Genomic DNA, 275 nt, shown 5'->3' on the forward strand with positions numbered 1-275 from the left:
GTGCCAGATTGCCAAGCGCTGGCAATAATCACACGTCTGCAACGAGCCATCAGAATAATAAAGCTGATATTACGTCCCATACAGCTTCGAATCCCAATACAAATTTAAAAGCAGGTTTAAGCCCGATTCGCATGAAGAGTAGTTCTCAGACAGTCGCTACTAGTGAACACTCTTTAGTAAAGCAGAATATAACGGCTACATCAGCAGATGCTTTAAATAGAGCTGATTTGAATAAAAATGCTTTGAATGAAGCTACTGCTCCACAAATATTGGAT

1 protein-coding gene is annotated in these 275 nt (G+C 40.0%); it reads left to right on the plus strand.

Annotated elements, in window-relative coordinates:
• Positions 1–275: hypothetical protein (locus tag AAEY83_RS14855; protein ID WP_502945189.1), on the plus strand; the 275-nt coding region annotated here is incomplete at both ends.

Origin of the sequence: Psychrobacter sp. TB20-MNA-CIBAN-0197, from assembly GCF_040309765.1 — a bacterium.
In the GTDB taxonomy this organism is placed as follows: Bacteria; Pseudomonadota; Gammaproteobacteria; order Pseudomonadales; family Moraxellaceae; genus Psychrobacter; species Psychrobacter submarinus.